Annotated in this window: 28 protein-coding genes, 1 other RNA gene and 1 pseudogene; 13 read left to right on the top strand and 17 right to left on the bottom strand. The window is 64.4% G+C overall.

The genetic code is table 11. The annotated features are described in order from the left end of the window. The first annotated feature begins 21 nt into the window (after positions 1-21). From ACNEOT_RS20430 to pip, 4 genes are all read left to right on the top strand, one after another. Positions 22-1752 carry an NAD+ synthase gene (locus tag ACNEOT_RS20430; RefSeq protein ID WP_415976401.1) on the top strand — a complete coding sequence of 577 codons (1731 nt, stop codon included), beginning with the start codon at positions 22-24 and terminating at the stop codon, positions 1750-1752. 118 nt (positions 1753-1870) lie between these two features. After that, the gene (panB, locus tag ACNEOT_RS20435; protein ID WP_415976403.1) at positions 1871-2722 is read left to right on the top strand and encodes a 3-methyl-2-oxobutanoate hydroxymethyltransferase; all 852 of its coding nucleotides are present in this window, start codon (positions 1871-1873) and stop codon (positions 2720-2722) included. Positions 2723-2796: 74 nt separating this feature from the next. Beyond that, positions 2797-3243: a hypothetical protein gene (locus ACNEOT_RS20440; protein WP_415976404.1), complete on the top strand. Its 447-nt coding sequence runs from the start codon at positions 2797-2799 to the stop codon at positions 3241-3243. A gap of 1 nt (position 3244) precedes the next feature. Further along, positions 3245-4201 (top strand): prolyl aminopeptidase, encoded by a 957-nt coding sequence (gene pip, locus ACNEOT_RS20445; RefSeq protein ID WP_415976406.1) that lies wholly within the window; start codon positions 3245-3247, stop codon positions 4199-4201. On the opposite strand, the gene ACNEOT_RS20450 is transcribed toward pip, so the two are convergent. The 3 genes from ACNEOT_RS20450 to rnpB all read right to left on the bottom strand — a co-directional run bounded on the left by ACNEOT_RS20450 (position 4191) and on the right by rnpB (position 6338). Continuing rightward, positions 4191-5651, bottom strand: coding sequence for an RNB domain-containing ribonuclease (locus tag ACNEOT_RS20450; RefSeq protein WP_415976408.1), 1461 nt, complete (start codon positions 5649-5651; stop codon positions 4191-4193). The two genes, pip and ACNEOT_RS20450, sit on opposite strands and share 11 nt — an antisense overlap. A 2-nt stretch (positions 5652-5653) precedes the next feature. Next, positions 5654-5836: a hypothetical protein gene (locus ACNEOT_RS20455; RefSeq protein ID WP_045194843.1), complete on the bottom strand. Its 183-nt coding sequence runs from the start codon at positions 5834-5836 to the stop codon at positions 5654-5656. A gap of 60 nt (positions 5837-5896) precedes the next feature. Beyond that, positions 5897-6338, bottom strand: an RNA gene (rnpB, locus tag ACNEOT_RS20460) — RNase P RNA component class A. A gap of 62 nt (positions 6339-6400) precedes the next feature. On the opposite strand from rnpB, the gene ACNEOT_RS20465 reads away from it, so the two are divergent. After that, positions 6401-6925 (top strand): DUF1697 domain-containing protein, encoded by a 525-nt coding sequence (locus tag ACNEOT_RS20465; protein ID WP_415976409.1) that lies wholly within the window; start codon positions 6401-6403, stop codon positions 6923-6925. Beyond that, on the top strand, positions 6922-8172 hold the full coding sequence (locus ACNEOT_RS20470; RefSeq protein WP_415976411.1) for an SLC13 family permease: 1251 nt from the start codon (positions 6922-6924) through the stop codon (positions 8170-8172). The genes ACNEOT_RS20465 and ACNEOT_RS20470 overlap by 4 nt, the downstream gene beginning before the upstream one ends. 78 nt (positions 8173-8250) lie before the next feature. On the opposite strand, the gene ACNEOT_RS20475 is transcribed toward ACNEOT_RS20470, so the two are convergent. Together ACNEOT_RS20475 and ACNEOT_RS20480 are read right to left on the bottom strand one after the other, a co-directional pair. After that, entirely contained in the window at positions 8251-8799 is a 549-nt protein-coding gene (locus ACNEOT_RS20475) for a recombinase family protein (protein WP_415976413.1), read from the bottom strand. Further along, positions 8765-9280: an SRPBCC family protein gene (locus ACNEOT_RS20480; RefSeq protein ID WP_415976415.1), complete on the bottom strand. Its 516-nt coding sequence runs from the start codon at positions 9278-9280 to the stop codon at positions 8765-8767. Before ACNEOT_RS20480 ends, ACNEOT_RS20475 begins: the two co-directional genes overlap by 35 nt. Before the next feature lie 105 nt (positions 9281-9385). Between ACNEOT_RS20480 and ACNEOT_RS20485 the strand changes: the two genes are divergently transcribed. After that, entirely contained in the window at positions 9386-9958 is a 573-nt protein-coding gene (locus ACNEOT_RS20485) for a TetR/AcrR family transcriptional regulator (RefSeq protein WP_415976417.1), read from the top strand. A 6-nt stretch (positions 9959-9964) separates the two neighbouring features. On the opposite strand, the gene ACNEOT_RS20490 is transcribed toward ACNEOT_RS20485, so the two are convergent. The 5 genes from ACNEOT_RS20490 to cobC all read right to left on the bottom strand — a co-directional run bounded on the left by ACNEOT_RS20490 (position 9965) and on the right by cobC (position 14530). Next, on the bottom strand, positions 9965-10366 hold the full coding sequence (locus ACNEOT_RS20490) for a hypothetical protein (RefSeq protein ID WP_415976418.1): 402 nt from the start codon (positions 10364-10366) through the stop codon (positions 9965-9967). Between the two features lie 31 nt (positions 10367-10397). Beyond that, the gene (locus ACNEOT_RS20495) at positions 10398-11516 is read right to left on the bottom strand and encodes a bifunctional RNase H/acid phosphatase (RefSeq protein ID WP_415976420.1); all 1119 of its coding nucleotides are present in this window, start codon (positions 11514-11516) and stop codon (positions 10398-10400) included. Next, entirely contained in the window at positions 11513-12250 is a 738-nt protein-coding gene (locus ACNEOT_RS20500; protein ID WP_415976421.1) for a zinc ribbon domain-containing protein, read from the bottom strand. The genes ACNEOT_RS20495 and ACNEOT_RS20500 overlap by 4 nt, the downstream gene beginning before the upstream one ends. 106 nt (positions 12251-12356) lie before the next feature. Further along, positions 12357-13478 carry a Nif3-like dinuclear metal center hexameric protein gene (locus ACNEOT_RS20505; protein WP_415976422.1) on the bottom strand — a complete coding sequence of 374 codons (1122 nt, stop codon included), beginning with the start codon at positions 13476-13478 and terminating at the stop codon, positions 12357-12359. Between the two features lie 14 nt (positions 13479-13492). Continuing rightward, entirely contained in the window at positions 13493-14530 is a 1038-nt protein-coding gene (cobC, locus tag ACNEOT_RS20510; RefSeq protein ID WP_415976424.1) for an Rv2231c family pyridoxal phosphate-dependent protein CobC, read from the bottom strand. A 56-nt stretch (positions 14531-14586) separates the two neighbouring features. Here cobC and ACNEOT_RS20515 point away from each other — a divergent pair, with 56 nt between their 5' ends. The 3 genes from ACNEOT_RS20515 to ACNEOT_RS20525 are packed head-to-tail and all read left to right on the top strand — an operon-like array spanning position 14587 to position 16682. Continuing rightward, on the top strand, positions 14587-15279 hold the full coding sequence (locus tag ACNEOT_RS20515; RefSeq protein ID WP_415976425.1) for an HAD-IA family hydrolase: 693 nt from the start codon (positions 14587-14589) through the stop codon (positions 15277-15279). Next, positions 15276-15749 carry a low molecular weight protein-tyrosine-phosphatase gene (locus ACNEOT_RS20520; RefSeq protein ID WP_415976427.1) on the top strand — a complete coding sequence of 158 codons (474 nt, stop codon included), beginning with the start codon at positions 15276-15278 and terminating at the stop codon, positions 15747-15749. The genes ACNEOT_RS20515 and ACNEOT_RS20520 overlap by 4 nt, the downstream gene beginning before the upstream one ends. Positions 15750-15767: 18 nt before the next feature. After that, the gene (locus ACNEOT_RS20525) at positions 15768-16682 is read left to right on the top strand and encodes an SURF1 family protein (protein WP_415976429.1); all 915 of its coding nucleotides are present in this window, start codon (positions 15768-15770) and stop codon (positions 16680-16682) included. Here ACNEOT_RS20525 and ACNEOT_RS20530 read toward each other — a convergent pair. Beyond that, positions 16623-17591 carry a cobalamin biosynthesis protein gene (locus ACNEOT_RS20530; protein ID WP_415976431.1) on the bottom strand — a complete coding sequence of 323 codons (969 nt, stop codon included), beginning with the start codon at positions 17589-17591 and terminating at the stop codon, positions 16623-16625. The two genes, ACNEOT_RS20525 and ACNEOT_RS20530, sit on opposite strands and share 60 nt — an antisense overlap. A 354-nt stretch (positions 17592-17945) precedes the next feature. Continuing rightward, positions 17946-18098 carry a hypothetical protein gene (locus tag ACNEOT_RS20535; RefSeq protein WP_415976433.1) on the bottom strand — a complete coding sequence of 51 codons (153 nt, stop codon included), beginning with the start codon at positions 18096-18098 and terminating at the stop codon, positions 17946-17948. 250 nt (positions 18099-18348) lie between these two features. Between ACNEOT_RS20535 and ACNEOT_RS20540 the strand changes: the two are divergent. After that, positions 18349-18480: pseudogene (locus ACNEOT_RS20540) on the top strand (methylmalonate-semialdehyde dehydrogenase); the annotation flags it as partial. Between the two features lie 105 nt (positions 18481-18585). Beyond that, complete coding sequence (locus ACNEOT_RS20545) at positions 18586-19752, top strand: iron-containing alcohol dehydrogenase (protein WP_415976434.1); 1167 nt, start codon at positions 18586-18588, stop codon at positions 19750-19752. On the opposite strand, the gene ACNEOT_RS20550 is transcribed toward ACNEOT_RS20545, so the two are convergent. Next, complete coding sequence (locus ACNEOT_RS20550; RefSeq protein ID WP_415976436.1) at positions 19749-21158, bottom strand: amino acid permease; 1410 nt, start codon at positions 21156-21158, stop codon at positions 19749-19751. The two genes, ACNEOT_RS20545 and ACNEOT_RS20550, sit on opposite strands and share 4 nt — an antisense overlap. 106 nt (positions 21159-21264) lie before the next feature. Between ACNEOT_RS20550 and ACNEOT_RS20555 the strand changes: the two genes are divergently transcribed. After that, entirely contained in the window at positions 21265-22206 is a 942-nt protein-coding gene (locus ACNEOT_RS20555; protein WP_415976437.1) for an NAD(P)/FAD-dependent oxidoreductase, read from the top strand. 7 nt (positions 22207-22213) lie between these two features. On the opposite strand, the gene ACNEOT_RS20560 is transcribed toward ACNEOT_RS20555, so the two are convergent. The 4 genes from ACNEOT_RS20560 to ACNEOT_RS20575 form a co-directional block, all read right to left on the bottom strand. Then, entirely contained in the window at positions 22214-22885 is a 672-nt protein-coding gene (locus tag ACNEOT_RS20560) for a nitroreductase (protein ID WP_415976439.1), read from the bottom strand. A gap of 98 nt (positions 22886-22983) precedes the next feature. Further along, positions 22984-23871 (bottom strand): MetQ/NlpA family ABC transporter substrate-binding protein, encoded by an 888-nt coding sequence (locus ACNEOT_RS20565; protein ID WP_415976441.1) that lies wholly within the window; start codon positions 23869-23871, stop codon positions 22984-22986. Between the two features lie 22 nt (positions 23872-23893). Next, on the bottom strand, positions 23894-24598 hold the full coding sequence (locus ACNEOT_RS20570) for a methionine ABC transporter permease (RefSeq protein WP_415976443.1): 705 nt from the start codon (positions 24596-24598) through the stop codon (positions 23894-23896). Next, positions 24595-25602 (bottom strand): methionine ABC transporter ATP-binding protein, encoded by a 1008-nt coding sequence (locus ACNEOT_RS20575; RefSeq protein ID WP_415976444.1) that lies wholly within the window; start codon positions 25600-25602, stop codon positions 24595-24597. The genes ACNEOT_RS20570 and ACNEOT_RS20575 overlap by 4 nt, the downstream gene beginning before the upstream one ends. Positions 25603-25681 lie beyond the last annotated feature (79 nt).

Consider the following 25681-nt stretch of genomic DNA (forward strand, 5'->3'; position numbering starts at 1 on the left):
CTGAGCACTAGCGTGGTCGCAGTGCAGGCACTTCGACTCGCCCTCGCCCAGATCAATTCCGTCGTCGGAGACCTCGCGGCAAACTCCGCAGCGATCGTCGAGTGGACGGTCCGCGCGGCGCACGACGGTGCCAACGTGGTGGTGTTTCCCGAGATGGCCCTGACGGGATACCCCGTCGAGGATCTGGCTCTGCGACCGTCGTTCGCCGCCGCGTCGTCCCGCGCCCTCACGGACTTGGCCGCCGCTCTGGACAGCGCCGGGTGCGGAGACCGCATCGTGGTGGTCGGCTATCTCGATCGCGATGCCGAGGGCTCGCGCAACAGTGCGGCCGTGATCGTCGACGGACGGGTGACGACTCGTTACGACAAACACTCGCTCCCCACCTACCGGGTGTTCGACGAGGCCCGCTATTTCGCTCCCGGTTCGCACTTGTCCATCGTGACAGTGAACGGCGTGCGGCTCGGAGTCGTTGTCTGCGAAGACATCTGGCAACCGGGCGGATCCGTGACCGCCTATGCCCGCGCCGGGGTCGACATGTTGCTCTGCCTCAACGCCAGTCCCTTCGAGCAGGGCAAGGACGAGGTACGGCGCTCCATCGCCCTGCGACGTGCAACCGAGATCGGCGCTCCGATCGCCTACGTCAACGTGGTCGGTGGCCAGGACGAGTTGGTGTTCGACGGGGCGAGCTTCGTCGTCGGACCGGACGGTTCGACGTGGGGCCGCTCCCCTCGGTTCGTCGAGCATCTGCTGATCGTCGACGTGGATGCGCCGACCGATCCGCGTCCGGACGCCTCTGCGGTGCCCGGGTGGACCATCGATCGGGTGGTGCTACCCGACGTGGCGATCACCGGCTGGCAACGAGCCGAACCGTTCCTCGCCGAGGTCCCGTGCACCGAGGAACAGGTGTGGGGCGCATTGGTGACGGGTCTACGAGACTACGTGCACAAGAACGGCTTTCGATCGGTCGCGCTCGGACTGTCCGGGGGTATCGATTCGGCGGTGGTTGCCGCCATCGCCGTCGATGCACTCGGCAGCGATGCGGTGCACGGCGTGTCGATGCCGTCGACGTACTCGTCGACTCACTCCCGCACCGATGCAGAGGATTTCGCGTCGCGCACCGGCATCCACTTCCGGGTGGAGCCGATTGCGAACATGGTGGCGTGCTACGTCGAGCAGCTGCACTTGACCGGCTTGGCGGAGGAGAACATTCAGGCGCGCTGCCGGGGGATGGTGTTGATGGCACTGTCCAACACCTCCGGCCATCTGGTTCTGGCCACCGGCAACAAATCCGAACTGGCCGTTGGCTATTCGACGATCTACGGGGATGCAGTCGGAGGTTTCGCGCCCATCAAGGACGTGCCGAAGTCGCTGGTGTGGGATTTGGCGCGGTGGCGAAACAAGTCTGCTGCCGACCGTGGGGACATTCCACCGATCCCCGAGTCGAGCATCGACAAGCCACCCTCGGCCGAGCTTCGGCCGGGTCAGCTCGATACCGACTCGTTGCCCGACTACGACGAACTCGATGCCATCGTCTTTCGCTACGTCGACCATGATCAGGGGTTCGAGGACATCGTGGCCGCTGGGTTCGACGCGGCGGTGGTCGCGGACATTCTGCGCAAGGTCGACGCCTCGGAGTACAAGCGGCGTCAGTATCCGATCGGCACCAAGGTGACCTCTCGCGCGTTCGGACGCGATCGACGCATGCCGATCACCAACGGTTGGCGGGAGCATGCGGCACCCGATTCGGTGTGACGAATTGCACTGTCGGGAGTGCTCCGACCGGTCGTTCGTGGTGGCACACTGACGCTTGTCATCACACCCCATCCCGGGGACCCGCCGAGCGGGCCTCGAGGACCAGAAAGGGACAAAGATGTCCGAAACTGCTGTGTACGGCGGTTCTTCTTCGGAAGCACCCTCCACTGCGCTCACCCGTAAGACCCGCACTCACCACCTGCTGCAGATGAAGGCCGACGGCGAGCGGTGGGGAATGCTCACCGCATACGACTACTCCAGCGCGCGCATCTTCGAGGAAGCCGGAGTGCCCGTCCTCCTCGTCGGCGATTCTGCAGCGAACGTCGTCTACGGATACGACACCACCGTGCCGATCACCGTCGACGAGCTGCTTCCTCTGGTCCGCGGAGTGGTCCGCGGCGCACCACACGCCCTCGTCGTCGCAGACCTCCCGTTCGGCACCTACGAGGCCTCCCCGCAACAGGCCCTCGAGACCGCCGTCCGGTTCATGAAGGAAGGGCTCGCGGGCGCGGTCAAGCTCGAAGGCGGTGAGCGCGTGGCCGCTCAGATCGCCGCGATCACTGCCGCGGGCATCCCGGTGATGGCCCACGTCGGGTTCACCCCGCAGAGCGTCAACACCCTGGGCGGCTTCCGGGTTCAGGGCCGCGGCGACGCGTCCGAGCAGCTTGTCGCCGACGCCATCGCAGTTCAGGAGGCAGGCGCGTTCGCCGTCGTCATGGAGATGGTTCCCGCCGACATCGCCGGTCAGGTCACCCGCAAGCTGACGATTCCGACGGTCGGCATCGGTGCAGGCAACGAATGCGACGCGCAGGTTCTGGTGTGGCAGGACATGGCCGGGTACACCAACGGCAAGACCGCGAAGTTCGTCAAGAAGTTCGCCGACGTCGGAGATTCTCTTCGTACCGCGGCGACGACGTACATGTCCGAGGTGCGATCGGGAGTCTTCCCCGGGCCCGAGCACAGCTACTGATCGGCTCCGTCACTGGTCGTTCCGCGGGCTCCACTCCTGTGTTTCTGCCGACTGCAGATGGCACACTCGAGGGCATGAAACTCAGACGGGGTTCGACGTCCATCATCGGCAGAGGCGCAGTCGCATTGGCAGGCGCGGCTGCGCTTCTGGCCGTGGCGAGTGCGTGCAGCACGGGTACGACCAACACCGGTTCGTCCTCGACGACCACGCTGGCGCCGACCACCACGGTCACCGCAACACCCGCGAACGCGGCGATCACCGATGCCCAGAAGCAGCAGTTGTGCACCGATCTCGAAGCGCAGCTGTCCAATTGGCGTGTTCAGGGGCCTACCTTGGGTCGCGGCGGGCTGAACATCCTGGTGCAGACCTGGGCCGCGCAGAGCGGTGTGATCAACCTGCAGGTGGTGCAGAATCGCGCGATCGTCGACGACATCACGACCGAGACGTGCTCGGATGTGCGGGACGAGGCCATCCGCTCGCTCGACATTCCGGACCTCGCGTCCGGCCTGGTCGGTTTCTAGAATGCGGACCCTCTACCCCGAGATCGAGCCCTTCGAGACCGGACACCTCGACGTCGGTGACGGCCAACAGGTCTATTGGGAGGTCTCGGGCAACCCCGAAGGTTCACCGGTGGTGTTCGTACACGGCGGTCCGGGCGGTGCCACCAATCCGTTGCAGCGCAGGTATTTCGATCCGCAGACATACCGAATCGTGTTGTTCGATCAGCGTGGCTGCGGCCAGTCGACCCCGCACATCGCCGACGGCGGCGACCTGTCGGTCAACACCACCGACCGACTGATCTCCGACATGGAAAAGCTCCGGGAGCACCTGGGTATCGACACATGGTTGGTGTTCGGCGGATCGTGGGGCTCGACACTGTCGCTGGCCTATGCGCAGTCGCATCGCGATCGCGTGCGTGGGCTCGTCCTGCGAGGGATCTTCCTCGTCCGGCCGTCGGAGATCGACTGGTACTACGGCGGCGGGGCAGGCCACATCTTCCCCGATCTGTGGGAGAAGTTCCTCGCGCCCATTCCTGAGGACGAGCGCGACGGCGATCTCGTCGAGGCGTACCACCGGCAGTTGATGTCCGACGACGACGAGGTTGCAACGCGCGCCGCGGTGGCGTGGTCCTCCTGGGAGGCTGCGACGAGTTACCTGTTGCCCAAACCTGATGCTGTGCAAGATTTTTCGGATGCTCGGTTTGCCCGCGCATTCGCCGGCATCGAGAACCACTACTTCCGCAACAACTGCTTTCTCGAAGGGAATCAACTGCTACGTGACGCCCACCTGCTCGACGGTATTCCTGGCGTCATCGTGCAGGGCCGTTACGACGTCATCTGCCCGGCGACGAGTGCGTGGGCGCTACACAAGGCGTGGCCGTCAGCACAGCTGACGATCGTCGACGACGCCGGGCATTCGGCCGCCGAGCCCGGCATCGTCCATCACCTCGTGGAGGCGACCGACCGTTTCAGGACGTGACGGGTACCTTCTCGGCGGGTGCCTTCTTTATGGGTACATAGTCGAAGGCCACTTTTCGTGAGTCGGTGTCGGCCCGGGCCAACCGGACCGTCACCGACTCCCCCGCGGGTGGTTCACCGTCGCACTTGCCGACGACTATCGGTTCCGACACCAACACTTCGGCGTCCCGCTTACCCTCGGCACCACGCAGCACGACTGCCGAGAACTGCTCGCCCACGCGATCTTTCAGTACGTGCGCTTCGGTGAGGTCGATGCAGGCGCGGTCCACTTTCGATGCCGCGGAATCGGATCCGCGCATGATCGCAGGCAATTGCGGCAAAGCCTCTGCTGCCCAGTCCGGCACCGGCGCTCCCGCTACGACGGCCAGGCACACTTCGGTGGCGAAGCGGTCGGACAGCCGCCGAAGCGGTGCCGTCACGTGGGCGTACGGCGCGCCGATTCCCGAATGTTCGATCGATCCGTCAGCGCCGGCGGGGCTTGTCGTTCGGTCGAACGCGAGGTAGTCGGCACCGCGGAGCAAACCGGTCGCCTGGGTCATCATCGCCAGTGTCGACGGCTCGTCGGCGGGCAGGCCTGCCAGTACTGCTCCGGCGGATGCTCCTGCAGGCCAGTCGATTCCGAGTGCTGCGGCGGCTTTCTTCAGCGTGTCCACGGACTCGGTCGACGCGGGCGGAAGTGTTCGCACGATGCCGATTCCGGCGTCGAGCATGATTCTGGCGGCGCACATTCCCGTCAGCAGAGATACCTCGGCGTTCCAACCATCCGCAGCCGTGCGTGGTTGCAGAACGATGCGCCAGCCCTGCCCGTCCGGCACCACTTCCTGCTCTGGCAGGGTGATGTCGACGGCTCCGCGCCGTCTGGCTGCCGCTGCACGCAGTGCCCCGAATTCGGCCAGCGCCGCGATGGACGGATGAGGTGTACCCGCATCGACATCGGCTTGCACCGAGGCGTAGTCGAGCCGTGCGGTCGATCGAACCAGGGCGCGGGTCACCGTCCAGGCTGCCGCCTCGCCGACGTCGTCGAGTTCGATGGTCCACAGCGCGGCGCAGCGAGTCTGCCCCTCCAACAGGCTGCCCGAGCCCTCGGACAGCTCTCGTGGGTGCAGCGGCACGGATCCGTCGGGCAGGTAGAACGTCTGGCCGCGTCGACGTGTCTCGATGTCGAGCGCTCCCCCGGGCATCACCAGTGCGCCCACGTCGGCGATCGCGTAGTGCACCACCAGGCCGTTGGACGTCTTCTCGATGTGTACGGCTTGGTCGAGGTCCTTCGATCCGGGTGGGTCGATGGTGACGAACGGGATATCGGTGCGGTCGATTCTGCTGTCGGCGTGCAGGTCTCGGGCTTCGACGGCCTCGCGCGTCACCTCGGCGTCGAATGCTTCCGACAGTGCGAACTCGGATCTGATGGCCTCGAAATCGAAGCCCGGAGCCTTCAGCCGGGTGAGCAGCACCGTCAGTTGTTCCAGTCGTCGTCGGAGTCGGCGGCCTTGTTGCGTGCAGCGGCGATCTTCAGCGCCTGCTCCGCGGTGGCCTTGTCCGGATACGGTCCCATGCGGTCGAGGGCGTTGGTCTGCTTGCCCTGTACGACCTGCTTGGTGCTGATGTCGTAGTACCAGGAGGTGTCGTCGTCGGTCATGACTTCCAGTGTGCCCCATGGAACGACACCGCAGGAGAACTGCGGGAGAAATAGTGAGTGCGAACGAGTCGGCCTGTAAGCCGGATCCTGTCTGCCGTTCCTGCTTTCACAGGTTCGACGTCGACGACCATCCATCTGGGCACACCGTTGCCGGGTACCTCGAGCAGTCCACCCGCAGGCTCGGGCGAGCAGCCCTCGAGCACCTGCGCAGCTGCACCATTTTCGGGGTGCAGCCTTCGACCTTGCTCCGGGCGGGGTTTACCTAGCCATCCCAGTCACCTGGGATGCTGGTGCGCTCTTACCGCACCGTTTCACCCTGACCTGCAGTTCGATTCCGAAGAACCGATCCGCAGGCGGTCTGTTTTCTGTGGCACTGTCCCGCGAGTCACCTCGGGTTGCCGTTAACAACCGCCCTGCTCTGTGGAGTCCGGACTTTCCTCGGCTCGAAGCGCGACGGAACTGATCCGCCGGTCCTCCGAGCCGCAGCCGTCCGGCCAACTCGTTCGCAGTTGAGTACTCTACTCGGCGCGCTCGGTTGTCGAGAACCGAACTACAGTTCCCCTCATGAGTGAATGGGTCGTGCTTCTGCGCGGCATCAACGTCGGCGGTATCAATATCAAGATGGCCGATCTTCGAGCGGCCCTGCACGCGGCCGGATTCGGACAAATCCGGACGACATTGGCAACCGGAAATGTGGTACTGGAATCGCCACTCGACAGTGATGCGCTGAAGACCGAAGTCGAAGCCGTGCTCGCCGAGGCATTCGGATACCGAGCTTGGGTGATCGTGTCGGACGTGTCGGCACTACGCGCCGTTGTCGATTCCTATCCGTTCGACCCCGAACGCGAGGGCTGGCATCCCTACGTGGTGTTCGGCAGCAACGACGAGCATCTGACCGAATTGTCCGCTCTTGCTGCGGAACTCGATCCCGATCTCGAGCGAGTCGCGCAGGGGAACGAGGTCCTCTATTGGGAGGTACGCAAGGGCAGCACGACTGACAGTGCGTTCGGGAAGGCCACGGCAAAGGCCAAGTACAAGGCAACGACCACCACCCGCAATCTGCGTACTCTCGTGAAGGTTCTCGCGTGACCGTTCTCGCTGCGGCACTGGTTGCCGCCGTTCTCGTCTTCGCGATCGTTCGTCCGCGCGGTCTGCCCGAGATCGTCGCCGCGCTGCCCGCTGCGGCAATAGTTCTGCTGGTCGGCCTCGTCAGCCTCGACGCCGCGCGGGAGCAAGTGCTCGAACTCGCTCCGACCGTGGTGTTCTTGGCGTTCATTTTGATTCTGGCGCACCTCTCGGACGCGCTCGGAGTGTTCACCTGGATCGCGGCAAAACTGCGGCGGGGCTCCAAGCGCAGCCCCCGCAGACTGTTGACTCTCGTGTTCGCTGCGGCGGCGTCGACAACGGCAGTGCTCAGCCTCGACGCCACCGTGGTTCTACTGACACCGGCCATCATCGGCGCAGCCCGGATATTGGGAATGTCGGCGCGGCCGCACAGTTACGCCACTGCGCACCTGTCCAATTCGGCGTCGACGCTCCTCCCGGTGTCGAATTTGACCAACCTGCTCGCCTTCGCCGCGACCGGTCTGACGTTCCTGCACTTCACCGCTTTGATGGCACTGCCCTGGATTTTCGCTGTGGCGATCGAGTTGGCGGTGTTCCTGATCTTCTTCCGCAAGGATCTGACCCGCACCGTCAGGCCGCCGGAAAGCTCCAGCGAGCAGGGCACCGACGACATCCCCGCACCACGAAGCACACTCGTCATCCTCGGCGCGACACTGATCGGCTTCGCAGTGGCCGGCCTGTTCGACATCGAACCGTTCTGGGTGGCGGCGGTGGGTTCGATTGCGCTCGCGATCCCGGCACTTAGAGCTCAGCGCACCACACCTCGGGCCATCCTGCGCGGTGCCGATCTGCCGTTCTGTGGCTTCGTCTTCCTACTCGGCATCGTCGTCCTCGGCGTCACGACAGGACCGATCGGCGACTGGCTGGAGCGAATTCTGCCGTCCGACACCAGCTTCGCGTCGCTGCTGGCCGCGGCCGCCATCGCGGCAGTGGCGTCGAACATCGTCAATAACCTGCCCGCGACGCTACTGCTATTGGCCGCGTTCGGAGCCGACGCTCCCCCGGCGCTGTTGTTGGCCATGGTGATCGGGGTGAACCTGGGCCCCAACCTGACCTACGTGGGGTCGCTGGCAATCATGTTGTGGCGACGCGTCGCATCGGCCAACGACGAGCCGGCAGATCTGCGAACCTTCACCGTGTTGGGCGCAATAACAACGCCGTTGACCATCGTCGGTGCCGTGGCAGGCCTGTGGCTTGCGCTGCAGGTCTAGGCCTGAGAAACCAGCTACTGGCTCCGATGTGTTTGCCGGAGTCGCCGATAATCAGGTTGACCCATGCTCCAGAGGGAATCACGGGCGGTCCCTTCCAAGCAGTGGGGTTGGTCCCCCGGTGCAAGGAAGCGGCATCGGGGCGGGGTGGTCACGGTCGTGAGGTTGCCGCTGAGTGAAGGGCATGGAATTCCAGTGACCGAACGCGATAAGGTTCACAGGTCCGCCGACGCTTCTGCGCGGTGTTCGACACCTCAATCCACTTGTCTTACATAGTTTTTCGATTTTCAATTGCCGAGTTTCGTATGTCTGGACTGGGTACGCTCGCTCCTCTGGTGTCAGGGTGTGCGGTCGACCTTTCATATTGCCGTTCGCTGCGGCCGCGGCGACGGCGTCGCGTGTACGTGCTCGTATGGGTTCGGACTCGAATTCGGCCATGAGCTCGAGCATTCCAATGGACATTTTGCCCATCTGGTCTACCGGGTGACTTCGAGGCGAGCTCGTCGAGGCGGGCAAATTTGGTCGGGTTGGGCCAATCGAAGGTCGCGTCAGGCACGTCGATATACCCCGCATACTCCAGGCCGCAGGGGCCCGGTCAGCTGCGGCCCTCGGCGAGCGTGACGAACTCATCAACGGCGGCCGGAATCTCCTCGCCGAAGATGCTCTTGAGGACGGGAAGCGAGATCAGCGACAGCGGCCCCCGCGTCTCGAGACGCCAAGTGACGTCGTATCCCCCGTGCTTGTTCGTTTCGATGGTGTGCTGCCAGTCGGTATGGGTGCCGGGCAGGCTCTCGAAGCGATCGGTATACCGTTCCTTCGGAGCCACCTCGATCACCTTGTACTTGATCGAATCCTGTCCTTCGACCTTGACGGTGCCGGTGGCGCCGGCCTCGAAGGGGCCGTCGAGCTCGATGTACTCCAGCCCCTTGTCCCACTCGGGTCGGTGCTCGACGTCGGCCCACAGCTCCCAGATGACATCACGGTCAGCGGTGGTGGACCTGGTCACTGTGACCACGTGGGTGTCCCGCAGCGAGCCGACCACGGCTAGCCCCACTATGAGGCCAACCGGTACGACCAATGCGATCGAAATGATCTTGCGACGTCGGGACACGAGCTTCTCCAATCGTTGTGGTGTCGTAGAGTTCGGAACGATCCGAACACCTGTATTGCACAAGTGTACGACACATATGTATCAACTTCGAGGAGGTACCTACGCGTGCGCACCGACAACCGAGAGGCCCTGCTGCGCGGGGCACGAACGTGCCTGAACCAAAAGGGATATGCAAGAACCCGGGCACGAGACGTCGCGGCGGCTGCCGGCGTCAGCACCTCGGCCATCGGCTACCACTTCGGCACCACGGACGTGCTACTCGTCTCCGCCTTGCTCGACGGCCTGGAGGAGTGGTCCGCCCAGTTGGACGCACTGCTGCAAGACGTTCCTCGTCGTCCGATACAAGCACGGATCGCGCAAAGCTGGGCTCGCGCTGTCGAGTCGTTTGAAGGCTATCGAGGACTTCTCGCCGCATCCTTCGAGCTGATCGCCCGCGCCGATGACGATCCAGAAACACAGCGCAAGCTGCGCGCGGCCGTCATCGGAGCTCGCAGGGCGCTGGCACGGCAGCTCCTTGGGATCGACCCGACCGCGGATGCCGAGATCGCGGACAGGGCGGGCGCCTTTTGCTACGCCTTGCTCAGCGGGCTCATCGTTCAATGGCTGGTCGACCCCGACGGCCTGCCCGACCCCGACGCCGTTGCCGCCACCATCCTCGACTCCTTCAACCCAGCGTGAAACCGCCTATCTCGGATCAGACCCCTCTGTGGCAAAGCACTTCCTCCAGTGCCGACGCTGATTCCCGCCACGATTGGGGGCCACGATGATCGGCACCGGCCGGTCGTTCGTCCGCGAAGGAGCCACCCGAGACTGATCGAGACGACGGTGCCGATAAGGACCGCGGCGACCGGAGCGACCCACGTGATCGCACAACGACGGTCCCGACGCGTACTGCACGTAGCCGTACACGCGAAAGTACTCGAAGTCACCCGAATCCACGGGCGGTGAGGCAACCGCATCGATCCACGTCCGGGTCGCACCGTATCGCCATGCGAAGGCGACTGCCAGACCGTCCAAGGCCGATGCCAACGCTGCAAGGGCAATCCAGGGGGCCAACGCAGGCTCGCGAATGCCGGTCGGGGACATGCGTATCATGTCCCTTCACGCCGCCCGAGCGTCAGGCCAGTCGAGTCAGATGCGACGTGTCGTTGACCAATCGCACCGAGGCCCCGCCGTCGGGGTAGAACTCGGCGATACTCAGTGACGCGAGGTCGAGGTGCAGTCGGTACAGCAGGGACGGTCCGACGTCGAGTGCGAGTTGCAGCAACATCTTGATGGGCGTCACGTGGGTGACCACCAATACGGTTTTTCCGGCGTACTCGGTGAGCAGCTGGTCGCGGGTTGCCTCGATGCGCACGCGCACCGCGTCGAAGCTCTCCCCGTTCGGCGGTGCGACGGAAGTGTCTCCACGCCAAGCCTTGTGCGCGTCGGGATGACGTTCCATGGCCTCGGTGAACGTGAGTCCTTCCCAGTCACCGAAGTCGGTTTCGATGAGACCGTCCACGGTGACGACGGGCAACTCGAGGCGGCCGGCTGTCGCTGCAGCGGTCTGCTGAGCGCGCGCCAGCGGCGAGGCCACGATGGCGTCGATGTCGGTGCGTGACCCCAGAACCGTTGCCGCAGAATCGGCTTGGCGTCGTCCGAGCTCGGTCAGATCCGGATTCCCGCGGCCGGAATACCGGCGGTCGACCGACATGGGCGTTTGGCCGTGACGCAACAACAGCAGACGCGTCGGCTCCCCCACCGCACCGGTCCACCCCGGCGACTCGGGCTTCTTTGCGGCCGGCTCGGCATCGGGCAAGTCCGACAGGTCCACACCTTCGGCAGCGGCGTCCATCGCCTCGTTCGCCAGCGCGTCGGCATGCGAGTTCTGTGCTCGTGGAATCCACTCGTAGGTGACGGAGTCGAACTGGCGGGCCAGCTCGGCGGCTGTTCGCTGGAGCGGAATCATGTCCGGGTGCTTCACTTTCCAGCGCCCGGACATCTGTTCGACGACGAGTTTGGAATCCATGCGAACTGCGACCTCACGCGCCCCGATGTCGCGCGCAGCGCTCAGAGCAGCGATCAGTCCGTTGTATTCGGCGACGTTGTTGGTGGCCACGCCCAAGGACGCCCGACGCTCGGCGAGAACCTGCGAGCGATCGGCACTGAACACCACTGCGCCGTAGCCTGCCGGGCCGGGGTTCCCCCGCGAGCCGCCGTCGGCCTCGGCGACGACCTTCGATACCTGACTCAAATTCCGGATTCCTTGGTGCGCACCAGAATTGCGTTACATTCCGAGCACCGAATCAGAGCGTCGGCGGGCTTGTTGGCGATGCCTGCGATCTCGTTGCGGTCGAGTTCGATGCGGCATGCTCCGCAGCGACGAGCCTGCAGCAGTGCCGCGCCGCGACCGGTGAGCGCTCGCTGCTTCTCGTACAGCGCAAGGAGATCCGCAGGCAACCCCGAGGCCAGTGCGTCGCGGCGCTCGGCGCTCCGCTTCTCGGCGACGTCGAGGTCTGCGACGGCGTCGTCGCGGCGGCGACCTGCGTCGACCAGTTCGTCCTCGATCTGCGTGAGCTGCGCGCCGGCGTGCTCGTAGTCCCGCTCGCTGGCCTCTCGCTGTTCCATGACCTCGAGCAGTTCCTCTTCGAGCAGGCCCTGACGCCGTTCGAGGCTGCCGAGTTCGTGCTGCAGTTCGGTCATCTGCTTCGGCGCAATGGTGCCGCTCTCGAGCATCTTCTTGTCGCGTGCCTCGCGCTTCCGAACCGCGTCGACCTCACCCTCGAGTTTGCGGATGTCGCGATCGAGATCGTCCATCGAGATCTGCACCGTCACCGCGGCGTCTTTGCGGGTGGTGCGCTCGGTCTCGAGCTTGTCCACCTCCTGCTGCTCGGGGAGGCTCTTGCGACGGTGCGCGATCTGCGAGAGTTCGGTATCCACACCGGCCAATTCGAGCAGCGAGGCCTGGACTTTGGGATCGACGTTCACGCTTGATGACTCCTGCGACTATGGAAGTTGGTTCCGATCACCCTACCGGCTGCGTCACGAAGGCAGCGCCGGATCCGGCCCAGCCGCCGGTCGCGGGGTTCGATGGTCACAGTGTCCATGGGTCGGTACGCACCTCGGTGACCCGGCTGCTCCACCCGTCGGTGTCACCGAACGCGGCGTCGACGACGCGTCGCGCCTGCTCGCACCACGGGAACTCCGAGGCCCAGTGCGCGGTGTCGATCACCGCGGGGCCACCGGCGCGCAGGTGCTCGTCCACGGGGTGATGCCGTAGATCCGAAGTGACGTACACATCGGCGTCGGTGCGGGCGACCGTCGCCAAGAACGAGTCGCCTGCTCCCCCGCACATCGCAACCACCGAGACCGTGGCCTCGGGATTTCCCGCCGCACGTACTCCCCACGTCGTATCAGGCAACGCGTCGCGCACGACGTCGGTGAACTCGGCGAGTGTCATCGGTTTCGGCAGCTTTCCGATGCGCCCCAAGCCGGTGCACGACGGTAGTGCCGCGGATTCGAATACGTCGAACGCTGGCTCCTCGTAGGGGTGCGCGTGACGCAGTGCCGAAAGCAACTGAGCACGTGCAACTTTGGGAGCCACAACTTCGATGCGGTCCTCGGCCTCGGTGTGTACCTCGCCGAGAACACCGAGTGTCGGGTGCGCGTCAGGGCCGGGGCGGAACTGGCCGAGACCGGCGCTTTGCCAGCTCGCTTCGGTGTAGTCACCGATCTGTCCGGCTCCGGCGTCGAACAGGGCTTGCCGCACCGCGGCCGAGTCGGCGGTGGGCACGAAGACCACCCACTTGTCGTGTGCCGGAGAGGGAATGGGATCGAGGGGCCGGGTGTCGATCACTCCGAGTGCTTCCGCAAGTGCGTCGGAGACGCCGGGATCGGCGGAGTCGGCGTTGGTGTGCGCGGTGAACAGGGCGCAGTCGGCTTTGATCAGACGATGGATCACCGAACCCTTCGCGGTGTCGGCTGCAACGGTGTCCACGCCTTTGAGGAGCAACGGGTGGTGCGCCACGATCAGATCGGCACCCGACGCGATGGCGTCGTCGACCACTGCGTCGGTGACGTCGACGGTGTACACCACCTGCTGCACAACAGATGTGGGGTCTCCGCACACCAGCCCCACCGAGTCCCAGCTCTCCGCCAGGTGGGGTGGATATGCGTCGTCGAGTACCTCGATGACGTCGGCCAGTGTCACTGCCATGTTCGCTGCTCTCCTCACAGAACGGTGTTCAACGCGTCCACCAGTATGTCGACCTGCTGTGAGTCACGTACCGCGACGCGCAGGTGGTGACGGTCCAGCCCCGGGAACGTGTCTGCCCGACGCACCGCAATACTCATCGTGCGCAGGCGTTCTCGAACGACATCGGCGTTGTCGACACGTACCAGCAGGAACGGCGCGCGGGCCGGGCCGGTGATGGCGAGACCCACAGTCTCCAGTCGCCGGATCATTGCGGCTCGTTCGCCGTCGATGCGCTCGGACTCGGCGCGTGCCTGGTCCACGGCGAAGGGTTCCGTGCAGGCGCGGATCGCTTCGAGTTGCAGACTCCCCAGCGGCCAATGCGCCCTGCCGTGCTGCAGACGTGCGAGAACGTCAGGATGCCCGAGTGCGTACCCGCATCGCAGTCCCGCCAATGCCCACGTCTTCGTCAGGCTGCGCAGCACCAAGACGTCGTCCGCGCTCTGCGACGCGACCGACTCCCCTGCTCCGAGAACCGCGTCGGCGAACGCCTCGTCGATCACCAGCGTGCGTCCGGACCTACGCAAGCTCAGGATCGCCTCACGGGGATGCAAGATCGATGTCGGGTTGGTCGGGTTGCCGAGGATCACCATGTCGGCTGCGTCGGGCACGAGCGCCGGATCGAGCTCGTAGGGCGGCGGCAGGATCACTCGCTGAACCGCGATGCCCGCCTGCGCCAGCACCCAGTCGGGCTCGGTGAACGACGGGTGGATCGTGGCCGCCAGCTTCGGCTCGAGGCGCGGCAACATCGAAAAACCCTCGGCACCACCGCTGAGCAGCAACACCTCGTCCAGTGAGCGGCCGTGGTGTGCGGCAACCTGCTCGCGCGCGGCCTTCTCCGCAGCCCGAGATGGATACGAACCCAACGAGTTCAGTGCCGCGGCCAGGCGATCGCGAAGCCATGCAGGAGGACCGCCGCCCCGCACGTTGACGGCAAAATCGACGAAACCGGAATCGACCTCCACGTCCCCGTGGTGGCGAAGCAGCGCATCGGCTTCGGCAGCTGTATCGGACATCGCGACGAGCGTAGCCGCAGGCCTTTCCCGACCACACGCACCGATAGGCTTCGACCATGTCTGCCGCTCTCCCCGCATCCGTTGTCCTGTTCGATCTCGATGGGACGTTGACCGATTCCGCACCAGGAATTCATGCCGGTTTTCGCCATGCGCTGGCGTCGGTGGAGGCTCCCGAACCGACCGAAGAACAACTGTCGATGGTCGTCGGGCCACCGCTGATCGACACGTTGCGCGGTCTGGGTCTGGACGAGGATTCTGCGCAGCGTGCGCTGGCGGCGTACTTCCAGCGTTACGACGAGCGGGGCTGGGCAGAGAACACTGCGTTCGAGGGCATCGAGGCGGTATTGACACAATTGCGGGAGCGCGGCGTGCGCCTCGGTGTGGCGACGTCGAAGTCGGAGCGATTCGCTGTTCGGATTCTGGACCATTTCGGTCTGTCGCAATACTTCGAGTTCATCGGCGGTGCCAGCAACGACGGCACCCGACGGGCAAAGTCCGATGTGATCGCGCATTCGCTGACCAACCTCGGCATCGACCCGGTGGAATCCACAGACGGTGGCACGGCCGGGGTGATCATGATCGGTGATCGTGACCACGATGTGCACGGTGCCGCTCGATTCGGCATTCCCACGGTGTACGTGGAGTGGGGCTATGGCATCGACGGCGAGAGCGACGACGCCGCGTTCACCGCGTCGAGCATGACCGAGCTGGCCACTGTGTTGGAGCAGAACACGGCGGCAGTGCGGTGAACGAGCCACTGCATGTGACGTTCGTGTGCACCGGCAACATCTGCCGATCACCGATGGCCGAGAAGGTCTTCGCAGGGCATCTGCGCGACGCCGGGCTGGGCGAGGACGTGCGTGTCTCGAGCGCTGGGACCGGCGGTTGGCATGTGGGCGACGGCGCAGATCCGCGGACCGTCGCCGAGCTCGATGCCCACGGATACGACAGTGAGCACGAGGCGGCGCAGGTCGGGCCGGACCATCTGGCGGCAGATCTGATCGTCGCGCTCGATACCGGCCATGCGCGCGCCCTGCTGCAGCTCGGCGCGCCGGCAGATCGTGTCGCTTTGCTGCGTTCGTTCGATCCCGATGCCGACGATTCATCGGTTGCCGATCCGTACTACTCGTCCGATTCCGCATTCACCGAGGTGCGCGAGCAGATCGAAAGCGCCGTTCCCGGCATGCTGGCCTGGGCACGGTCTCGGCTCTCTCGCTGACCCGGCTACCGTGGTGGAGTGGACAAGTTAGCGTTCTTGCTGCGACCCAAGTGGTTGGTACTGGCTGCGGTGGTGTTGGCCTTCGCGTTCCTGTGCTTCAGCGTGCTCGCTCCGTGGCAGCTGGGTAAGAACACCACGACGTCCGCGCGCAACGATCTGATCACGCAGTCCGTCGATGCGGATCCGGTGCCGATTTCCGACGTACTCACGAGCAACGGATTTCCGGCCGACGACGAGTGGCGTCGGGTCATCGCCACCGGTTCCTACACACCCGATTCAGATGCCTTGGTGCGGCTACGCAGCATCCGCGAGCAGCCGGCTTACGAGGTGATCACCCCGTTCGTGATCGACGGCGGGCCCACCGTGCTGGTCAATCGTGGGTACGTCCTGCCGGTGGAGGGCACCAGACCACCCGAGTTCGCGGCGGCACCCACCGGTCAGGTGACGCTGAACGCGCGGGTGCGCCAGGCCGAGGGCACGTCTCGCGAACCCATCCAGGAAGACGGACACCTCCAGGTCTACAACATCAACCCGGAGCAGATCGGCGCAGCGGTCGGAGTCGACGCCATCGACGGATACCTGCAGCTCGACGACAATCAGCCGGGCGGGCTCGGCCTGATCGAGCTGCCGCAGACCGACGCGGGCCCCTACCTCTCCTACGGTCTGCAGTGGCTGGCGTTCGGCATCATGGCACCGCTGGGTCTGGCGTATTTCGCCCGCGCAGAGATACGTGAACGCCGCAATTCGCGTGCCGAACTCGCCGACGCGATGTCCGGTGAGCCGGACTCGGACCCGGAGGAAGCCAGCCCTGCCGAGGAAGAAGAATTCACGCTGCCTACGCGGCGCGAGAAGCGGGCCAGGGCCCGCGCGGCGTCACGTCCGACGACGCCGTCCGATCCCCGCTTGGCCGATCGCTACGGCAAGAATCGCTGACGCGAGCGCCGATAGTTCCTGCACTCGAGTCGACAGTGCGACCGCGCGAAACAGGTCGCGTGCGGTCGGCGGCGCTCCGTCACCGAGTGTGGGCCTCATCTCCACACCGTGCCTGTACTGCGTTCTGCCACCGAGTTGCAGCCCCAGAGCACCGGCAGCCGACGCCTCGGCAACACCTGCATTGGGACTGGGGTGTTGCGCTGCGTCGCGTCGCCACATCTTCATGGCCTGGATGGCCGAGCCCTGCACGGAGGGTGCTGCAACAACTGTGGCGAGTCCGGTGAGGCGTGCCGGGATCAGATTCAGGACGTCGTCGATGCGCGCTGCCGCCCAACCGAACCGCAGATACTTCGGGGACCGGTAGCCGATCATCGCGTCGAGCGTGTTGCTCGCACGGTAGGCCAGGATCCCCGGCACCCCGGCGACTGCTCCCCACACCAGAACGCCGACCGTCGCGTCGGAGGTGTTCTCTGCGATGGATTCGAGTGCTGCGCGGGCGAGGCCGTCCGAGTCGAGTGGTTCCGGATCTCGCCCGCACAGTGACGGCAGCAATGCGCGCGCACTTGGAAGGTCGTTGCTGTCCAGGTGGTCCGCCATCTGGCGGCCCACCCTGGACAGCGAGGTACCTCCCAGGGCGGCCCAGGTAGCTGCTGCGACCAGAGAGGTTTCAGCGGAGGTACCGAGCCTGGTAGCAACACGACCGGACCCGATCCCCAAGACAGTGACCGCGCCGATCAGTACCAGCGAATGGATGACGCCCATGACCTTGCTGTCGCGGTAGAGGACGTGCTCGACGCGTAGAGCCGTGGTCCCGAATCCTGCGACTGGATGCCAGCGCCGTGGGTCTGCGAACACTCGATCGAGGCCGTAGCCGACCAGTAAGCCGATCGCTCGGGGGTGTGTCCACATTTTACGAATCCTGCCAACCGCGCACCGGGCGCAGGAAACGGGTGTGCCGGAATCAGCGCTGGCGGTACGCGCCGGCCAACTGGCGACCACGGAAGTCGATGTCGCTTCCGTCGTTGAGCAATGCGATTGCCATTCCTACGAAGCCGACCGTTGCCAATACGAACAGTGTCATGATTCCCCCAGAATCTCGGTTTGATCCGCGTGAGCGGATGTGTCTGTAACCGATTGTTACCCCTACGTCTGCCGTTTCCACACTTTTGAGGTCGGCGTCACGTGTGTCCGTCATCACGAGACGGGCGTCTCATCGAAACGTCCAAATGGCAACGGCCACCGACGATCTCGTTCTGTGCGGTTTCAACGAACTTCGTGTTGCACAGCAAACAGATGATCTTGATTGTGCTCGGTTGCGGTCACCAATTCGATGTCGAGGTCCGGATGCTTGTCCCTGAGCAACCCCAGTTCGGGCGTCAGAACGAGCCAATAACGGAGATGGTCTGCGTCGAACACCCACCGAGATCATCGGTGGTGTGCATTTGTGCACAGCGATCTGCGGTTTTGGCCTTTGACATGCACATCTATACAAGTGAGACTCGAGACACATCGATGGGAGGACCGAACGCTGACCGACGTCATTGCGCACTGGCTCGATAGAAAGACGTACTCCGGAGTCTCGGACCGAACCGCCCCCGTCACGAACCCCGCGACCGGGAGGGTCACCGGCACGCTCACCCTTGCCGATCGAGACGACGTACTGCGACTGTTCAACGACAACCCCTACGGCAACGGCACCGAAGGTGTCCACTTCTTCATCCGAGGCAGGGCCGTCACCAGTCGCTGGCTCGACCCGAGCCACGGTGGCACCGATTTCGCCTTCCCTGAAAACAGCTGAGCCCCGTAAACAACTGAGCCCCGAAAACAACTGACCCAGGTGCACGAAACTTCATAGCAGGTTACGAAGTTCCGTGCACCTGGTGACACCGCGAAGGAGCACACCATGGTTGCCAACATTTCGTTTCCTCGGTTCCTCAAGCTGGGTGGCGGTGCCGTCGAAGAGTTGGGCACGGTGCTGACCGATCTCGGCGTGTCGCGGCCGCTGCTCGTCACCGATGCGTTCATGGCCGGCAACGGCTCGGCGGATCGTTTGATGAAGATCATGGCCGAGGCAGGGAAGACGCCGGCATTGTTCTCGGGCACCGTGCCCGATCCGACGACGGATTCGTTGGTCGCCGGTCTCGAGGCGGTGCAGCAGCATTCGGCCGATTCGATCATCGGGTTCGGCGGCGGGAGCCCGATGGACACGGCGAAAGCGCTGGCCATTCTGGCGGTGCAGGGCGGCACGATGCGGGACTTCAAGGCTCCCGTGCTCTCGACCGGCCCGGCCTTGCCGATCATCGCAATTCCCACCACGGCCGGAAGTGGTTCGGAGGCAACTCAATTCACCATCATCACCGACGTTGCCTCGGACGAAAAGATGCTGTGCCCCGGCCTGTCGTTCCTACCGATCGCCTCGATCATCGATTTCGAGTTGACGATGTCGATGCCTGCGCGCCTCACCGCCGATACCGGAGTCGATGCCTTGACGCACGCCATCGAGGCGTACGTCAGCAAGAAGGCCAACCCCATCTCGGACGGCCTGGCACTCAGTGCGATTCGCACGATCGGAACATCGCTGCTGCGGGCGTATCGGGACGGTGACGACCGGCAGGCGCGGGAAGCAATGATGCATGCGTCCACTCAGGCCGGCATGGCGTTCTCCAATGCAAGCGTCTGCCTGGTGCACGGTATGAGTCGACCGATCGGCGCGCATTTCCATGTCGCACACGGACTGTCGAATGCCATGCTGTTACCTGCCGTCACAGCCTTCTCCATCGGCGGAGCCCAGTCCCGCTATGCCGACTGCGCACGCGCCCTCGGTGCGGCCTCGGAAGCCGATTCGGACGCGAGTGCCGGCGGCAAGCTGCAGGACGCCATCGTCACGCTGTGCCGCGACGTCGAGGTCCCGACGCCGGAGACGTTCGGTATCGACAAGGCGACATGGGACGGACTGTTGCCACTGATGGCCGAGCAGGCTCTCGCGTCGGGCAGCCCGGGCAACAATCCGGTCGTCCCGACGGCGGAGCAGATCGTCGATCTGTACCGGCAGGTGTACGCCGGGATTTAAGCAGAGTCACCGGACACGCGGGCGGCAACCTTGTCGCGCCGCGTGTTTCGGCGTTGGACGATGATTCCGCCGATCACCGTCACTGCCGCCAGCACGGCCGAGAGCAGGATGGACGACCGCTGTTCCGGCCGCACCACCATCATCACCAGGACGAACACGATGAATCCGATGGCCAGATAGGTCAGCCACGGGTACAACCACATTCGAACGGCAGGGCGTTCGCCGTCGCGGTCGAGCTGACGTCGCAGCACCAGTTGGCTGCTGGCGATGGCGAGGTAGACGAAGAGTGCAACGGCCCCGGTGGTCGCCAGCAAGTAGGTGAACAGCTTCTCGGGCAGGATGTAATTTCCGACCACGGCGAGGAATCCGAGCACCATCGAGGCGATCACCGCAACCCACGGCACCCCGTTTGCGGTGATCTTCTTGACCGCTCGCGGTGCGTCGCCTCGTTCACCGAGCGAATACAGCATGCGCGACGCCGTATAGAGCGCAGAGTTCAGGCACGACGCGACGGCCGTCAAAATGACGATGTCCATGATGGTCTCGGCGTGCGGGATGCCCATCTTGGACAGGACGAATTGGTAGGAGCCGGTGGCGGGATCCAGTTCGTTCCAGGGCACCAGCGTGACGATGACGAAGATGGAACCGAAGTAGAAGATCGAGATTCGCCAGATCACCGAATTGGTGGCGCGGGTGATTCCCTTTGCCGGGTCCTTGGATTCGGCTGCGGCGATGGTGACGATCTCCGAGCCCATGAACGAGAACATCGTCGTGAGCATGGCCGCGATCACCGCTCCGAAGCCGAGCGGCATGAATCCGCCCGAGGCCCAGAGTTGGTCGACTCCACTGACTTCCGAGTCGGGTAGCCACCCCAGGATGGCCGCGATCCCGAGCCCGATGAACGCGATGATCGCCACCACTTTGACCAGGGCGAACCAGAACTCGAATTCGCCGTAGTTGCCCACGCTGATCAGGTTGGTCGCGGTGAGCGCGACGACGATGATCAACGCCCACATCCACTGGGCTCCGCCGAGCCAGTTGGTGAGAATTGCTGCAGCTGCCGTTGCTTCGACCGGGATCACCAGCACCCAGAACCACCAGTAGAGCCAACCGACCGAGAATCCGGCCCAATGCCCGAGCGCGCGAGTGGCATACGTCGAGAACGAGCCGGTATCGGGATTGGCTGTCGCCATCTCCCCCAGCATGCGCATCACCAGGATCACGAGGGTTCCCGCGAAGAAATAGGCCAGCAGCACTGCCGGGCCCGCCGTCGCGATGGCATTGGCCGAACCCACGAACAGTCCCGCACCGATGACTCCGGCAATCGAAATCATCGTCACGTGTCGTGGCTTCAGGCTGGTACCGAGTCCGTGCTCGCCGGTGTCCGGCTTGTCCGTGATTGCCATCCCTGTAGTCGAACACAGAGTGAACGCCGACGCAGCCGGTGACCGAATTGTCCCGACAACACCTGGTACAGAGCGTCCGACGTTCCGATCCCGGCATACTGGACGGATGAACTCCGATGCGGACTCCATCACCGATTCGGTCACCGTCGTCGGTGCCGGTATAGCCGGCGCGGCCTGTGCACGGGTTCTCCGCGACGCCGGTGTGCCGTTCAGCATCATCGACCGCGGGCGCGCACCGGGCGGACGGATGTCCTCACCGGAGTTTCACGGCCGTCGCGTCGATCTGGGGGCCGGCTACTTCACCGTCCGGGATCAAGAATTCTCGACGGTGGTGGCGGACTGGGAGTCGCATGGATTGGCGCGTCAGTGGGCCAACACGTTCGGCATTCTCAAGCCGGATACGGCACCGTGCACGACGACCGGCCCGGTCCGCTGGGCGACCCCGAACGGGCTTCGCTCCTTGGTCCGAAACATGTTGGACGGCATCGACATCGAGGGTTCCACCGAATTGACCGAGCTGCCCGACGGCCATGTCGTCGTCGCGATGCCCGATCCACAGGCGACGCGACTGACCTCTGTTCCCGGTGCCGTCGACTATGTCCCTGTCATCGCGGTGGCGTGCGGGTTCGAGGGACTCGACATTCCTTTTCGGGACGCTGCCTTCGTCAACGATCATCCCGATATCGACTTCGTCGTCGACGACGGTGCCCGCCGCGGCGACGGCGCTCCGGTGCTGGTGGTGCACACGACCTCGGAGCGAGCGCAGCAGCATCTCGACAACCCCGACGGTGCGATCGCCCCGGTTCTCGACGCCCTCCGCGAACTGTCCGTCGTCACGGCGACACCCACGTGGACCCATGCCCATCGATGGACCTTCGCCAAGCCTGCGGCGCAGCACGATTCCAACTTCTCGCTCGAGCAGCAAAACGGTCGATTCGTCGGACTCGCAGGCGATCAGTGGTGCGATGCCGGAGTCCCCAGGGTCGAGAGCGCATGGCGTTCGGGGACGGACGTGGGCAGGCAGCTGGTCCGAGAACTCGGCCGGTGAATCAGGTTCAGCGGACGAAAGTCACCGTTTCGTCCAAAGGTGCTCGGCTGGTGCGGAATCCGTTGATCGGGTGACTTTCGTCGGGGTATCCGAACGAGATGCCGGCCACCACTCTCCGGGTGTCCGGGATGTCGAACCACTCGTGCAGAAACGGCGAGTACGCGGCGAGCGCTGCCTGTGCAATGGCTCCGAGACCGAGGCTCTGCGCGGCAAGCAGGAACGTCTGCAGATACAGCCCGCAGTCGACCGCGCCGTAGACGCCCAGATCTGCGTCGGTGGTGATGATGGCGGCATGCGGGGCGTCGAACAACTCGTAGTTGCGAATGAACTGACGCGTCGTCGCCGCGGTGTCGGATTTGACCACGCCGATGCTCTCGTACAGCGCGCTACCGCATTCGCGTCTCCGGGCGCGGTGTAGGGCGTTGTAGTTTGCCGGGAACGGGAAGTCCGGTTGCGGCACACCGGACGCCACGTGCTCCACCAACGCATCGGAGAACTTTCGGGTGGCGTCGCCTTCGGTCACGATGATCTGCCACGACTGGGTGTTGGACCAGGAGGGAGTGCGTCGAGCAGCAGACAGTAGCTGTTCGAGTACCTCGCGCGAGACCTGCTTCGGCAGAAACTGCCGGCACGAGTACCTCTCGTCGAGCAGTTCTGTCAGTGCTTCGTACCGGGTCACATCGTCCGCCTCGTGTCGGTGTCGTCGGGTGCGGATCGAACGTAACACCACGGCTGCGTCCGACGGTCGGCTGCTGGACCGTCGGACGCAGGGTGCCGCTACTGCAGGGGTAGCAGGATGTCTTTCACTCGCGGGTCGGTGGCCAGGAATTCCTGCACCGCAGGGTCCTTGAACGCGGCGACGAGATTCTTGATGTTGTCCGTGTCGGCCCATCGGCTACCGATGGTCAGCTGGCCGGCGAATTCGTCCGGAGCAGGCGGCGCAAAGATCTGCTTCTCGACGGGGATGCCGGCGGCGAGGTAGTACTCGGTGTAACCCACAGCTGCATCGAGATCCGGCAGTGCCCGCGACTGCGCAGCGAAATCCAGCAGCGTGAACTTCAGGTTCTTCGGGTTACCGACGATGTCCTTCTGCGTGGCCGTCGACTTGTCGACAGCCGGGTCGAGGGTGATCAGACCTACTCGCTCGAGCACCCACAGGCCCTGGGCTTCGTTGGCCGGGTCGGAGTAGAGCGACACCGTTGCGCCGTCCGGCAATTGCGCTGGGTCGGAGTACTTGTCGGACCACAGTCCGAAGCCCCATCGGAAGACAGGGGTTGCGGCTTCTTCCTGGAAGTCGGGGTTGGCTTCGAGTACCTGACCGAGCCACAGCTTGTGCTGGTAGACGGTGGCCGCTACTTCGCCTTCGCTGACGGCGCGGTTGATGGTGTTGCTGTCTGCGAGTCCACGGAACTCGACCGAGATACCGTATTTCGGAGCGACCTCCTCGGCAACGAAGTTCACGAGGGCCTGCTCGGACGCATTGCCCTCGGCGGTTGCGACCACGAGAGTTGCGCCCTCGGTGTCGTTGGCCGATGCAGTGTTGCCGAAGAACGCAATTCGGATCACTGCGGCAAGGGCGATCAGCAGCACGACGGCGGCGATGATCCAGGGCGCTTTTCGTCGGCTCTTCAGCTCGAAGCCGTGCGCTTCGGTGGACGTTGTCATGGAGGTACCTTTCGAGTGTGATTCAGGCTGTGCGCAGAGCGCGCTGATGAGGTGTGGTGAAGCGGACGAGAGCGTCGCCGACGAGCTGTACTGCGGCGACGGTGAGAACGAGGATGACGATCGTCGCGATCATGACGGTGTGATCGAACCGCTGGTATCCGTATGTGACTGCGACATAACCGATTCCGCCTGCACCGATCGTTCCGGCGATGGCCGAGTACTCGATCATGGCGATGACGTTGATGGTCAGTCCGCCGATGATCGACGGCACAGCCTCGGACAACTGTGTGGTGGTCACTTGAAAGGTGGAGCCACCGGAGGCGCGGGCAACCTTGACCACCGAGGTCGGAACCGAGCGCAGGGAGTTCTCCACGATGCGCGTGAAGAATGCGATGCCCGCCAACGACATCGGCACCACTGCGGCAGCGATACCGATGTTGGTTCCGGTGATCCAACGGGTCACCGGAACCAGTGCGGCCATCAGAATCAGGAACGGCAGCGATCGTCCGATGCTCACGATCCAGCTGACCGGAGTGTGCAGCACCGGACTCTCGAACAGCCCGCCGGGCCCGAGGTTGAACAGCGTGGACCCCAGCGGCACACCCACGATCACCACGATGAACATCACAATGCCGACCATCGTGAGGGTGTCAGCGAGTGCGGGCAACAGCAATGCGGGCAGCTCGTCGACCGGAACCTTGTTGCCGGCGGCGAGCACCGCGGTCATGATGCGACCTCGAGTGCGGGCTGATCCCCAGCGACGGAACCGGACAACCCCAGTGCCGTCAGGACTCCGGGCACTCGGTCAGCGAGGTGGGCCCCGATGCCGAGGGATGCGCTACCGACGGCTACCCCGGACACAACCTGCACGGAAGCCCCGAGCAATGCGACGGGCGCACCGAGATCGTGGCCCAGCCTGCCGATCCAATCCTGCGGAACGTCGGGCGAGTCGTAGGTCACGTGCCAGAGCAGATCATCTGGCGCTGGACGCGCATCGTCACGCCGGGGGCGCAGCTCGCGTCCGAGTGCCGAACGATGGTCGGTCAGCAGGTCTACGAGCCTGCCCGATTCGACGATGCGACCGTGATCGAGACGAGCCACCGAATCTGCTGCTCGCAGAACGGTATCCATTTCGTGGGTGATGAACACGATGGCGAGGTCGAGGTCCTGGCGCAGTTCACGCAGCAACGCGACCACGGATTCGGTGGTCTGCGGATCCAGGCCGGACGTCGCCTCATCGGACAACAGCACCGACGGTCGAAGCGCCAACGCTCGCGCAATTCCCACCCTTTGACGCTGTCCTCCCGAGAGCTGAAACGGGTATCGAGCGGCTTTGTCGGACAGGCCTACTCGGTCGAGTAGCTCGGAGACGCGCCTGCTCGTCTCTGCCTTGGTCACCCCGAGAAACTCCAGCGGTAGGGTGACGTTCTCCGCCACCGTTCGACGCGAGAGCAGGCTCGACGATTGAAAGACGGTACCGATCCGCCGCCGAGCGACCCGAAGCTGCTTGGCGTTCAACTGCGCCAGATCGTCCCCGTTGACGATCACCGAGCCCGAGGTGGGTCGCGTCAACAGGTTGATGCACTCGGCCAGCGTGCTCTTACCGGCACCACTGGGCCCGACGACGGCCAGGATCTCACCGGCCTGGACCGAGAAATCCAACCGGTCGAGTACGACGGTTGCGTTCTCCCCCGTCCCGTAGGTCTTCGTCAACTGCGCTATTTCGATCATGCTCCGACGCTCTTTTCAGTGATGTGACGGCGCAACACTGAGGCGTGAGCGACTCGATGACCAGCTATCGACTCATCAC

The organism is Rhodococcus sp. 077-4 (genome assembly GCF_047782425.1).
Taxonomy (GTDB): domain Bacteria; phylum Actinomycetota; class Actinomycetes; order Mycobacteriales; family Mycobacteriaceae; genus Rhodococcoides.